Below are 13112 nucleotides of genomic sequence, written 5' to 3'. Positions count from 1 at the left end.
GAACCCCGCCGGAGCGGGGTTTGAAAGTCGTTCGGCTCTAAACCGCCTCCACCGAGGTGACCTCGGGACAGAAGTGCTTGAGCAGATTTTCGATCCCGTTACGAAGCGTTGCCGTCGAACTCGGACAGCCCGAGCACGCGCCCCGCATGTGCAGATAAACGACGCCATCGCGGAACCCCGAGAACGTGATGTCGCCGCCGTCCTGCGCCACTGCCGGGCGAACGCGAGTCTCGAGCAATTCTTTGATGGTCGTGACGGTCGCCTCGTCTTCCGGATCGTAGCTTTCGGCGCCGTCGTCGTTGGAATCTTCCTCGTCGCTCACCGGCGCGCCAGACATGTAGTGTTCCATGATCGCGCCCAGCACCATCGGCTTCAGGTGCTGCCACTCGACGTTGCCTTTGGTCACTGAAATGAAATCGGAGCCCAAGAACACGCCATCCACGCCATCGATCGCAAACAGCCGCGTCGCGAGCGGCGAGGCGACGGCCTCGTTGCGCGTGCGGAAGTCGGCGGTGCCTCCGGCAAGCACATCCCTGCCCGGAATGAACTTCAAGGTCGCCGGATTAGGCGTAGCTTCGGTCTGAATGAACATGGCATCTCGCTTCGGTTCAGCTCACGACGGCAGAATAGCAGCATCCGGCCAATCGTCTGTTAGAATTCCTCTAATATAGGAACGCCCGAAGCTCTGTCGAGCGCGGCTGATTCACCTATACCAGCACTATATCTCAACACGATTTTAAGCCAACGCCTTGATCTCGGCGAGTGAGAGCTGTCCCGGAACCACGGTGACGGGCACCGGAAACCCGCCTGCGGCCCGGCCCGCTGCCAGAGACGCGACGAGCGGCCCCGGCCCCTTCGCATCGACCGATGCGGCCAGAACCAGGACGGCGATGTCCTCGTCCTCGGCGATCGCGTTGACCACTTCTTCCGCCAGTCGGCCCTCGCGAATGACGTCCTCGGTTTCGACAGTTTCGAAACCGGCCAGCGACAGCTTCCTGCGAAATAGACGAAACAGCGCCTTGGCCTTCGTCGTCTCTTCTTCGAGTTGCACCTGCCGCACGCCGGACCAGTGCTGCAGTTCTCCCGGCTCGATCACATAAAGCATGACGATCGATCCGAGCGATCGCTGCATCCGGCTCGCTGCGTAATAAAGCGCGCTTTCAACTTCCTGGCTTTCGTCAACGACGATCAGGAACTTGCGGCGATGGCCTTCTTCGAAAGAGCGGCGCGGTTTCATGTCGCGATGCTGCCACTCATTGCGCTTCGCCGCAACGCTCGCTCTCAGCGCACTTTCGCCACGCATCAGCTCCGGATGAAGCCGACGATATCCTTGACCTTGGCCATCACGGGCTCCGTCACGGCCCGCGCTCGCGCCGAACCATCGGCCAGGATGCGGTCGATCTCGGCCGGATCACCCATCAGCTTCGCGGCCTCTGCGCCGATACGGCCGACTTTCTCGGTCGCGACTTCGGCAAGCGCCTTCTTGAACGACGAGAATTGCTGCCCGCCGTAATCCTTGAGCACATTCGCCACCGGCTGACCGCTCAGCGCCGCGTAGATACCGACCAGATTTTCAGCCTCGGGACGGCCCTCGAAACCCTCCTCATCGCTCGGCAGCGGTTCCGGGTCCGTCTTCGCCTTCTGAATCTTTTTCGCGATCGTATCCGCGTCGTCCGTCATGTTGATGCGCGAAAGGTCGGACGGATCGGATTTCGACATCTTCTTCGTACCGTCGCGCAGGCTCATGACGCGCGTCGCAGGTCCCGTGATGACAGGCTCCGGCAGCGGGAAGAAAATGCCGTCCTCGAAGCCAGCCGCAACGATCTCCTTGTTGAAGTCGTTGTTGAACTTTTGCGCGATGTCGCGCGCCAATTCGAGATGCTGCTTCTGGTCTTCACCGACCGGAACATGCGTCGCGCGATAAGCCAGAATGTCCGCCGCCATCAGGTTCGGATACGCATAAAGCCCAACGGACGCCTGCTCGCGATCCTTGCCGGCCTTCTCCTTGAACTGCGTCATGCGGTTCAACCAGCCAAGCCGCGCCACGCAATTGAAGATCCAGGCAAGCTCCGCGTGTGCGCTGACCTGCGATTGATTGAACAGAATGCTTTTTTTCGGATCGAGACCGGCGGCGATATACGTTGCCGTCACCTGCCGGATCGCATGCCGAAGCTCGGCCGGTTCCTGCCAGACCGTGATCGCGTGCAGATCGACAACGCAATAAATGCAGCTGTGCGTCTTCTGCATCTCGATCCAGTTGACCATCGCACCGAGATAGTTGCCGAGATGCAGGCTTCCGGTCGGCTGCATGCCGGAAAAAACGAGCGGCGCGATTTTCATGGGAAAGTACCGTGTTGCGAGGATTGGGCCGCCTTATCGCGTGCCGGGCGTCCGGAGGCAAGCCCGCTCTCAGGCTTTGCCGCGCCGTCGGACGAACGTCCCGAGCTGCCGGAGCGACATGACGCCGAAAGCCAGGATAAACAGGCCAAAAACCGAAACTCCAACGCCGATCTCGACCGCCAGCGCCGCCGTCTTTTCGACGAATCTGGCTTCTGCCCCGAGATACGGCGCAAGCACATAGCTCGTCGCCAGCAACGCGCCAACCATCGCTACGCTGGCGACGATGATCAGCGGCACGTTCCGTCGCAGTCTCGCATCGGCGATGAAATCATCGTGTTTGCGAAGTTTTGCCCACAGCAGATAAGCGTTGAGCCAGCCGCCGAGCGTCGTCGCAATCGCGATGCCGAGCTGGGGCATCATGCCGAGTTCGCGCAGCACGAAAAACAGCACGATCGATCCGATCGTGTTGGCGGTCAGACTGATGACCGCGTAACGCATCGGCGTCTTCGTATCCTCTCGCGCGAAATAAATCGGCGAAAAAACTTTGATCATCACGAACGACGGCAAACCGAGCGCGAACATTGCAAGCAAGGACGCCGTGTTTGCGGTGTCCTCAGGATGAAACGCGCCACGCTCGAAGAGCACGCGGACGATATCGTGCGGGATGACCGCGAGCGCCAGCGTCGCCGGCACCGTCAGCAGCATCGCAAATTCAAGCGAGCGGTTCTGGCTGTCCATGACGCCGGCCGTATCACCGGCACGCAACTGCCGCGCAACGTCCGGCAGCAACACGACGCCGACAGCGATGCCGACGATCGACAGCGGCAGTTCGTAAACGCGATCGGCATAATAAAGCTGCGATACGGCGCCCGGCTGCAGCGACGCGATGACGGTTCCGATCGCAATGTTGATCTGCGTGACGCCGCCGGAAATAACACCGGGAATGCCGAGCTTTACCAGCCTGCGCATATCGTCCGTCATGCGCGGCCAGCGAAAGCCGAGGCGCATCCCGGCCTTGTGCATGCCCCACATCAGCAGCGCGAGTTGCAGAAAACCGGCAACGAAAACCGCCCAAGCCTGGATGATACCCGCTTCCGGCTCACGCTTATAGCCGAGCCAAAGCGAGATCAGCGTCGCGACCGCCATGACGAGATTGAGCACGACCGAAACCGACGCGCTCTCGAAGAATCGCCCAACCGAATTCAACGCCCCCGACATCAGCGCCACGAGCGACATGCAGAGCAGATACGGCATCGTGATGCGCGTGAGCAGCACGGACAGCTCGAACTTGTCCGGCGTCGCATCGAATCCCGGCGCCAGGCCATACATCAAGAACGGCATCGTCAGTTCAGCGAAGATCGTGACGATCAGCAGAACGAAAAGCAGTCCTGCCATCGCTTCTTCGGCAAAGGTCCGCGCAGCCTCCGGCCCTTCGCCTTCGAGCTTTTTCGCAAAGATCGGAACGAACGCGGAGTTGAATGCGCCTTCGCCAAACAGACGCCGGAAAAGGTTCGGGAAGCGAAACGCAACGACGAACGCATCGGCCACCCAGCCGGAGCCGAGCGTGGCGGCAATGAGAATGTCGCGCACGAAGCCAAACACGCGGCTGAGCAGCGTCCATCCCCCGACGGTTGCGAACGACCGGTAAAGCTTCATGGGCGAAGCCGCGTATAGAGGTTCGATCCCGTATGCAAGCGCTAGCCCCCTCCCCCTCGGCCGAAGCTCGGCCCGGCCTCTCTACAGCGGCCGCGCCCCCGTGTCAGCTCTGAGCGATCCGTTCCGGCGCGACAGAAGCGTCATTATCGAGCAGGATCGTCTGGAGCCTATCTCGTATCGTCCGCTGCCGGACCTCGCTGACGATCTGCTTGCCCGTTAGATCGGTGACATAGAACACGTCGACGGCTTTTTCCCCGAACGTCGTAACGTGCGCCGACGCGATATCGAGCGACAGATCCGACAACGCCGACGTCAATTCGTAAAGCAGACCCGGGCGGTCGCGCCCCGACACTTCGATGACGGTCAACCGCTCTGAAAGCTCATTGTTGATAACGATCTCCGGTTCCACCGCGAACGCTTCGACGCCGCGCGCATTCGCTCTTCGCCGCTCGAGAAGCACCGGCAATCTCTCTCTGCCTTCGAGCAGCCGCTCGATCGTATCGGAAATGCGTTTCGCCCGGCGAAGCTCGTCCGCGTCGTCCTCGAACTCGCGATTGAGCAGAAACGTATCGAGCGCATACCCGTCTCGCGTGGTCGTAATGTGCGCGCCCGCAATGTTGGCACCCGATGCCGCACAGGCGCCCGCGAACAGCGACAGCAATCGCGCATGGTTCGGCGCAAAAACCGTCAACTCCGTGATGGCGGTGACCGCATCCGTCTTGACCGACGTCGTCAGCTTGGTTCGCGATTTGATCGCATCGCGAACCACATGCGCGTGCGCGACTTGTGTCGCCGTATCGGTGCGTAGCCAATAGTTCGGATAGTTCCGTGCGATGAAATCATCGACATCGCTTTTCGGCCAATCCGCAAGAGCCTCGCGCAGCGCGCCCAACGCCGCATCGATACGCTGATCACGCGGAATTTGCGTATGCCCGCCAGCAACCAGCGGCTCCGTCTCGTGATAGAGCGTGCGCAGCAACTGCCCCTTCCAGCCGTTCCACACGCCCGGTCCGACCGCCATGATGTCGGCGCTCGTCAGCACCAGCAGCAGCTTCAGTCGCTCCGGACTCTGCACGATGTTCGCGAACGCGCGGATGGTGTCCGGATCGGAAACGTCGCGCGAATGCGCAAAATTGCTCATCGTCAGATGTTCTTCGATGAGCCACGCCACGAGTTCCGTTTCGGCTGCCGTCATTCCGAGGCGCGGGCAGACCTTGCGTGCGATGCGCGCACCGACGATCGAATGCGATTCTTTTCGACCCTTGCCGATGTCGTGCAGAAACGCGGCGACGAGCAAAGCCCGGCGGTTCTTGATCGACCGGAATACCGACGTCGACAGCGGCAATTCCGCGGCGAGATCGCCGCGCTCGATCGCCGTGACGTTGCCGAGCGTGCGCAGCAGATGCTCGTCGACCGTATAATGATGATACATGTTGAACTGCATCATCGCCACGATCCGGCCGAACTCGGGAAGAAACCGCGCCAGCACGCCGGCTTCGTTCATATGCCTGAGCGACGCTTCCGGGTTACCCTTCGCCGTGAGCAACGACAGGAAAATCTGGTTCGCTTCCGGATCGGCGCGCAGCTTGTCGTCGATGAGACGAAGCGAGTTTCGCAGCAAACGAATGGCGCTCGGATGAAGATAGATCCCCATGCTCGCCGCTTGCGCGAAAAACCGAATGAGATTGACCGGATCGCGTGCAAAGACATCCGGGTCCGCAACATTCAACCGGTCATTATCGACCCTGAAATCCGTTCGCTGACGAATCTCGCGCCGCGTCTTCCAGTTGAGCGGGCTGAGGAGTTTTTTGTACGTCGGCGCCGATTTCAACTGCTGCATTTCGAGCGCGCCGCACAGGATCGTCGTCAAGTCGCCAACGTCCTTGGCAACGAGGAAGTAGTGCTTCATGAAACGCTCGACGGCGCGCATTCCGCCGCGATCGGTGTAGCCGAGGCTTTGCGCCATCGCAGGCTGCACCGAAAACGACAGAACCTCTTCCGGCCGCCCCGTCATGAAATGCAGAAAACACCGGACGCGCCAGAGAAAGTCCTCGCATCTCCGGAACGTCTGAACTTCTTCCGGCGTGAAGATACCCGCTTCGACGGCGGCCGATCCGACATCCTGCCCGAAGATGTATTTCGACAGCCATTGCAGCGTGTGAAGGTCGCGCAGCCCGCCTTTGCCGTCCTTGATGTTCGGCTCGACCTTGTAGCGGCTCTCCCATGAGCGGCGCATGCGCTGATCGCGCTCCGCCATCTTGGCGTCGATGAATTGCCGCGCCGTCCCGCGAACGACCTCGGCACGAAACCTGGTCTCGAACTCCGAGAAAAGCTGCTTGTCGCCAAGGATCAGCCGCGAGTCGAGGAGCGAGGTGCGAATGGTGATGTCGGAATAACCGAGCTTGAGACACTGTTCGACCGTGCGCGTCGCGTGTCCGACTTTGAAGCCCAGATCCCAGAGCAGATAGAGCATATATTCGGCGACGCTCTCGCCCCAGGGCGTCTGCTTGTACGGCAACAGAAACAAGAGATCGATGTCCGATCCCGGCGCGAGCAATCCGCGTCCATAACCGCCGGTCGCGACGATCGCCATGCGTTCCGCGTCAGACGGGTTGGTCGCGCGATAAACGTGCACGACGGTGTAATCGTAGATCAGCCGGATCAACTCGTCCTGAAACTCGCTGAGCCCCGCCGCACAACGTCGTCCGTTGCCGTCGACTTCAAGTGCCGTGCGCGCCGACTCTCGCGCGATCTTGACCAGACGCTTGAGCGTTTCGATGACCTTCGGCCGCGCTTCGACCGCCGACGTGCTGCTGTTGAAATGTTTCGTCAGCTCGTGACGCGCCGCGACCCCGTCGAAATAGGGCGGAGGCGTAAGCCTGGTCAGCGTCTCTTCGTTCAAGACTGCGCCTTCTTCTCGGTTTCGGCCAGCGCCTTCAGTTCGTAAATTTTCTCGAGCGCCGCTTTGGGCGACAGTTCGTCAGGATGCATGGCTCGCAGCATCTTTTCAACGGCAGATGGCGCGCGCTCGTTAAGGCCGCTTTTGGGTCGCACCGCCGAGAAAAGCGGCAAATCTTCGAGCCCATCGTCGCCAGCGCGCGGGCGGCGGTCCGCCTTTTCGAGACGATCGAGCACTTCCCGCGCCCGGACGACGACGGCGCTCGGAAGGCCTGCGAGTTTAGCGACCTGGATGCCATAGGAGCGATCGGCCGCGCCTGCCTTAACCTTATGCAGAAAGACGATCGTATCGCGCCATTCGGTAACGTCCATCGTCACGTTGGCGATCCCGTCGAGCTTACGCGCGAGCGCCGTCAGCTCATGATAATGAGTTGCAAACAATGCGCGCGCTTTCGTGACGCCATGCAGATATTCGACCGTCGCCCACGCAATAGACAACCCATCGAACGTCGCGGTTCCACGTCCGATCTCGTCGAGAATGACGAGCGAGCGCTCGCTCGCCTGATTGAGGATCGCAGCCGTTTCGACCATCTCCACCATGAAGGTCGAGCGGCCGCGCGCCAGATCATCGGACGCGCCAACGCGCGAAAACAGCCTGTCGACGACGCCGATGTGCGCCGATCGCGCCGGAACGTAAGACCCCATCTGCGCCATGACGGTAATCAGCGCGTTCTGCCGAAGAAACGTCGACTTGCCCGCCATGTTCGGCCCGGTGACCAGCCATATGCGCGCATCGGCGGCACGTGCGGCATCGGACGGAGTTTCGAGCGCCGCGCTGCCGAGAACGCAGTCGTTCTCGATGAATGCCGGCGCACCGCTTTTCGCCAGCGCCTGCTGTACGACAGGATGCCGCCCGCCCCTGATCTCGAAAGCCATGCTCGCGTCGATTTGCGGCCGCGCGTAATCCTGTTCGAGCGAAAGCTGCGCCAGCGCCGCGAAGACATCGAGCTCGGCAAGCGCCGCCGCAGCCGCTCCCAGATCCGAAGCCGCCGCACCGATGCGCGCCGATAGATCTGTAAAAATCTCCTGTTCGAGATTGAGCGCCCGCTCACTCGCTGACGCAATCAGTCCTTCCGTTTCGAGAAGCTCTGCGGTCGCGAAGCGCACCGCATTGGCCATCGTTTGCCGATGCCGAAAGCGTTCGCTCAGCGGCGGCGAGAGAAGCGGCTTGGCGTTGAGCTGCGTCACCTCGATGAAAAAGCCGAGAATGTTGTTATGGCGGACACGGAGCGTCTTAACGCCGGTTTCCTCGATGTAACGCGCTTCATGCTCGGCCATCACCTTGCGGCTATCATCGCGCAAAGCGCGCGCCGCATCGAGATCGCCGCTAAATCCCGCGCGCACGAATGCGCCATCGCGGCGAAGCAACGGCGGCTCCTCGACGAGCGCCGATTCCAGAGCCGTGGCGAGATCGGCAGGAACCTGTACCAGACGCGCACAAACAGACTTGAGGTCCGCTGGCAGACCGAGCGGCTGCGCCGACTGCTCGAGAAGCGTCGTGGCGCGCCGCGCGATTCCGATCGCATCCCGCACGGCTGCAAGATCGCGAGGTCCGCCGCGTCCAAATCCAAGGCGCGGCAACGCGCGCGCAAGATCGGGCGCGGAACGAAGCGTCGCGCGAAGCTCGTCCAAAAGCCGGCGATCATTCAAGAGATACGCAACGGCATCGAGCCGCGCCTCGATCGCCGCTGGATCAGTCAACGGGCTGGACAATCGCGCTTGAAGCTCACGCGATCCGGACCCCGTCACCGTGCGGTCCATCGCGGAAAGCAGAGTCGAGGATTTCTCCCCAGATGCCGCCCTGACGAGTTCGAGACTCGCCCGGCTCGCCGCGTCGATGAAGAGGCGCGCTCCGGCCGTTTTTCGCGGCGGATTGATGAGCGGCTTCCGCCCCATCTGCGTGAGATCGACGTATTTCAGAACCGCCGCGATCGCCGCAAGCTCGGAACCCGAAAATGCTCCGAAGGCAGAAAGGTCGGCGACACCGAGGCACGCTTTGAGATCGCGGCCCCCCGCGCCGGAATTGAAATAGGCCGCAGGAATGGACGTTACTTTACCCCCTGCATACTCGACCGCGCGCACGAAATTCTGATCGCCGAGCAAGCCGTCGGCGGCGATCACCTCGCTCGGTGCAAGACGGATCAACTCCCCGACGAGGTCTGAGCCCACGACGTCGCCGACCTCGAACTCGCCCGTCGAAATGTCGAGCGACGCCAGCGCCAGTCGCGCGTCTGCATCAGTCGTTCCGATCTCGTGCGGCGTTTCGCAATAGACCGCCGTCAGATAATTGCGCGCCTTGGCATCGAGCAGCGCTTCTTCCGTCACCGTGCCCGGCGTGACGAGACGAACGACATCGCGCTTGACGACGGCCTTGGCGCCGCGCTTGCGCGCTTCCGCCGGATCTTCAAGCTGCTCGCAAACGGCGACCCGATAGCCCTTCTTGATCAGCCGCTGCAGATATTCGTCCGCCCGATGCACGGGCACGCCGCACATCGGAATATCCTGGCCTTGATGCTTGCCGCGCTTCGTCAGCACGATGGACAGCGCTTCCGATGCGGCGACCGCGTCCTCGAAAAACAGCTCGTAGAAATCGCCCATGCGATACCAGAGCAGGCTGTTCGGATTGGCGGCCTTGATCTCGAGGTACTGAGCCATCGACGGCGTCGCGTCGGCAACAACGGCAGCGCGCACCGCTTCCGCGCTCGCGCCATCATCCGGCGGCGCTGTCGGCGCGTCAGGTTCAACGTGCCGGTTACGGCGTTGCACGTCGGGTTTCGACATTCTGAAAAACGTTCCGATTAGCCCCTGAAGGCCACCCGGACGAATATCCCCATGATCCGGAATGACCCAGCGCTATGCATAGGTTGCGGCCGGTCGAACGGCAACAAGCCTGACCCCGGCTATCCAGAGCGCTCTCGCGCGCGTTTGGGCTGTGCAGGCGCCTCGGGAACCGGCAAACGCCCAATTCACGCTGCCGACGCGTGTTGCAGATTTGCGCGGCCGCCCGGCGAACTTTCGCCGCAGACGCTCAGGCGTCGGCCGCAATCCGGCTCTTGGTCTCCGCCGGCGCTCCGTAATGCTCGAAATAACGAGGATCGATTTTCGCGACCGGCATGATGATCATGACGTCTGTCGTGCCGAATTGCCGGTCGATTACCGCACCGTCGCCGACGTATGCGCCAAGCCGGAGATAGGCCTTGATCAGCGGCGGCATCGCCTTCAGCGCCGACTTCATATCGACGGAACCGATCGGCACGCGGTTCATGGGGACATAGAGTTCGTCGCGCGCTCGGCAGCGCCATTCCTCCGGCGCCAGAGCATGATGATGCAGATAGCTGAGCGCGAGATCGTGCTCCTTGAGATCGATGCCCTCGAAGCTGGCGCAACCGATCATCACATCGATACCGTTTTCGCGCACATAGGTCCAAAGGCCGTGCCAGAGCAGCTCGACCGAGCGCTTGCTGCGATACGGCGCAAGCACGCATGACCTGCCGAGTTCCATGAAGCGGTGCGTGCGCGATTTGGCGTTGAGCAGCTTGGATATGTCGTACTCGCTCGCCGAATAGAATCCAGGTCCGCGCTCCGCGACCTCCTGGCGAAGGATGCGATACGTACCGACGACCTTCGGGCGCTCCGGCAATCCACCTCGCGCCGGCTTCGTCTGATCGAGATCGACGACCAGCAGATGATCGCAGATGGCGTCGTAGGCGTCCTCGTCACGACGGCGGAACTGCGCCAGCCGCGACGGCGTCGCCGACATCTCTTCGTAAAACACCTGATAGCGGAGCCGCTGAGCCAGCTTGATCTCGGACCACGTCCGCGCCAGCCGAACTTCGAGATTTCCAACGCGGCCGTAAACCTTGGGCTCGATGTTGCGGGAAAAAGCCTTGATGCCTCGAGAAGAGCTTTTAAGCGCCTCGAGGGCTCCAAATCCCGCCAGAAACTTTACCGGCAATCCTGCGCGCCGCTTCTCGCGAGCCGCAATAGGCTGCCACATCGCCGCACCTTCCTCACCCTGATACCCGGCGTCGGAGCTAGCATGATTCCGTGACAGTTTTGAGATTTTTAACGAGCCGCCTAGGCTGCAGGCGACGCATTCTCGGCCCGCTGCGGCATCCAGCGCAGCAGCACGTCGTGCAACTGGCAAGCCTCGAAGGGCTTGGCGAGATAGTCGTCCATTCCGGCGGCAAAGCAGCGCTCGCGATCTTCCGCGAAAGCGTTGGCCGTGAGTGCCACGATCGGCGGACAAACGGGTCCCGAATGCCTCCGCTCGTGAAAGAAATCCTTGATCGTCCGCGCCGCCGTCAGACCATCGACGACGGGCATCAAAACGTCCATCAGAACGAGGTCGAACGCAGGCTGCCGGTTGAGAAGCGTCTCGCGCATGGCGCTAATCGCGAGACGGCCGTCGGCAACGATCGTCGACGTCCCGCCCGCACGCGCAACGATCTTCCGCGCGAGCAGCGCGTTGATCGGATTGTCCTCGGCAATGAGCACGTTGAAACTGCCGCCAACATTGAGCATCGGCGCAACATCCGTGGCGACGCTCCTGCTTTCCGCTCCGACAGGCAGTCGAGGGACGAGCGCTACGGGACTTTGAAATTCCGGCTGCTCGGCAACCTCAAACCGAAGCACAGCCGTGAAAGACGCACCTCGATCGGCGCAGGACTCAGCGAGAATGTCGCCTCCCATTGCCTGCGCAAGGCGTTTCGAGATCGCAAGCCCGAGCCCGGTACCACCGGGATGGCGCGCCATCGTGACGGAGCTTTGCTCAAATTCCTGGAATAGCTGCGAAATGAATTCGGACGGTAGTCCGACGCCGGTGTCGGTGACTTTGATCGCGATCTCGCAGTCGCCGCCGGATTTTCCGGTCTCTGGCGCCAGCGAAACACAGACGCCAATGCCGCCCGTTTCGGTGAACTTGATCGCGTTCGACAGCAAGTTGAGCACGATCTGACGGACGCGCATTTCATCGCCGACCACCCATTCCGGCACGTCGTTCGTGAGTGTCGATGTGAACGATAGACGTTTTGCTGCGGCACTCGGTGCCAGAAGCTGCATCGCTTGCGCCACGCACGCCTTGAGCGAAAACGGCTTGCTTCCAAGCTCGAGCTTGCCGGCTTCGATCTTGGAAAAATCCAGAATGTCGTCGACGAGATTGAGCAACGCCCGCGTCGAATCTTCGACGATGCGCGCGCACGTCCGTTGCTCGGCATCGAGTTGCGTATCGCGCATGAGGCTGATCATTCCGAGGATGCCGTTCATCGGCGTGCGGATTTCATGGCTCATCGTCGCAAGAAATCGCGATTTGGCGCGGCTCGCCATTTCGGCTTGGCTGCGCGCTTCCTTCAACTCGCGTTCGATGCCGCGCTCGACCGTGATGTCCCGCCCGACGCCTTGAAACTCGACACGGCCTTCTTCGCCTTTGATTTCCTGAAAGTCCCACGCGATCCAGCGCTTGCCCTTCTGCGTATGGACGAGCTGCGCGCCACGGCAATCGTAAGCGACAGCCTCGGAGTAATCGTCCTCCGCCAGCACGGGCGGCTCGAACTTGGAGCCGAGGAGAGCCTCGCTGCGAACACCGAATGCTTCGCAAAAGGCCCGATTTGCAAACACCAAACGCCCGTCGGCCGAACGCCGAACGACGAAGTCGCGTTGCACGTCGAGGAGCTCGCGATATTGCGAAGCGCGATCCGCGAATTCCCAATGCGCATCCTGCGCATCTTCGAGAACGTCCGCTTCCTTTCCACTCAGGTCGTCCGCGCGGCCTATGGCGCCGCGATCCATCTCAGCGGCTCGAGCAAAGCCGCACATCGAGCTGAGCGAGAGGAGAATGACGCCGCCGATGATCAGCGGCATCCCTTCATCGAGCGCCACCCATTCGCGGGCAATCCCTAAAATCGCAGCGACGATTCCCGTCACCGCAAAAGCAAGAGCGACGCGGCGAGAAGCAAGCGCGCCGTGTGCGAACGCGATCGCACGGCTGAGCGGCCGCCAATTGGCAAAGCGCGTATGCAAAAGCTTTTGAAACAAAACCGCTGCCCCTGGGATGCAGTGCGGGACAGTCGATGATCATGTTTTATGGAGTCTAAAGAGATTTGGTTAAGCGGTGAAAATGATCAAACTTTATGACCAATTTCTTTGAATTCGTCGCAGCA

8 protein-coding genes are annotated in these 13112 nt (G+C 61.3%); all 8 read right to left on the bottom strand.

Going from position 1 to position 13112, the window contains the following annotated elements; all coding sequences use genetic code 11:
* Positions 1-37: 37 nt before the first annotated feature.
* The gene (locus HYPGJ_RS02125; protein WP_046845641.1) at positions 38-592 is read right to left on the bottom strand and encodes a NifU family protein; all 555 of its coding nucleotides are present in this window, start codon (positions 590-592) and stop codon (positions 38-40) included.
* A gap of 144 nt (positions 593-736) precedes the next feature.
* Positions 737-1237, bottom strand: a complete 501-nt coding sequence (locus HYPGJ_RS02120) for a universal stress protein (RefSeq protein WP_041922132.1) — start codon at positions 1235-1237, stop codon at positions 737-739.
* Positions 1238-1302: 65 nt separating this feature from the next.
* A complete protein-coding gene (trpS, locus tag HYPGJ_RS02115; protein ID WP_046845640.1) occupies positions 1303-2340 on the bottom strand; it encodes a tryptophan--tRNA ligase in 1038 nt (345 codons plus the stop codon).
* Between the two features lie 69 nt (positions 2341-2409).
* The gene (gene murJ / locus HYPGJ_RS02110) at positions 2410-3996 is read right to left on the bottom strand and encodes a murein biosynthesis integral membrane protein MurJ (protein WP_046845639.1); all 1587 of its coding nucleotides are present in this window, start codon (positions 3994-3996) and stop codon (positions 2410-2412) included.
* A gap of 103 nt (positions 3997-4099) precedes the next feature.
* The gene (locus tag HYPGJ_RS02105; RefSeq protein WP_046845638.1) at positions 4100-6898 is read right to left on the bottom strand and encodes a [protein-PII] uridylyltransferase; all 2799 of its coding nucleotides are present in this window, start codon (positions 6896-6898) and stop codon (positions 4100-4102) included.
* Positions 6895-9735, bottom strand: a complete 2841-nt coding sequence (mutS, locus tag HYPGJ_RS02100) for a DNA mismatch repair protein MutS (protein WP_052750758.1) — start codon at positions 9733-9735, stop codon at positions 6895-6897. Before mutS ends, HYPGJ_RS02105 begins: the two co-directional genes overlap by 4 nt.
* 247 nt (positions 9736-9982) lie before the next feature.
* On the bottom strand, positions 9983-10951 hold the full coding sequence (locus HYPGJ_RS02095; protein WP_046845637.1) for a GNAT family N-acyltransferase: 969 nt from the start codon (positions 10949-10951) through the stop codon (positions 9983-9985).
* An 80-nt stretch (positions 10952-11031) separates the two neighbouring features.
* Positions 11032-12987 (bottom strand): PAS domain-containing hybrid sensor histidine kinase/response regulator, encoded by a 1956-nt coding sequence (locus HYPGJ_RS02090; RefSeq protein ID WP_083983995.1) that lies wholly within the window; start codon positions 12985-12987, stop codon positions 11032-11034.
* Positions 12988-13112 lie beyond the last annotated feature (125 nt).

It is taken from the genome of Hyphomicrobium sp. GJ21 (assembly GCF_001006785.1).
Taxonomy (GTDB): Bacteria; Pseudomonadota; Alphaproteobacteria; order Rhizobiales; family Hyphomicrobiaceae; genus Hyphomicrobium_B.
The sequence above is the reverse complement of the archived record's forward strand: the minus strand, read 5'-3'. Positions and strand labels throughout refer to the sequence as shown.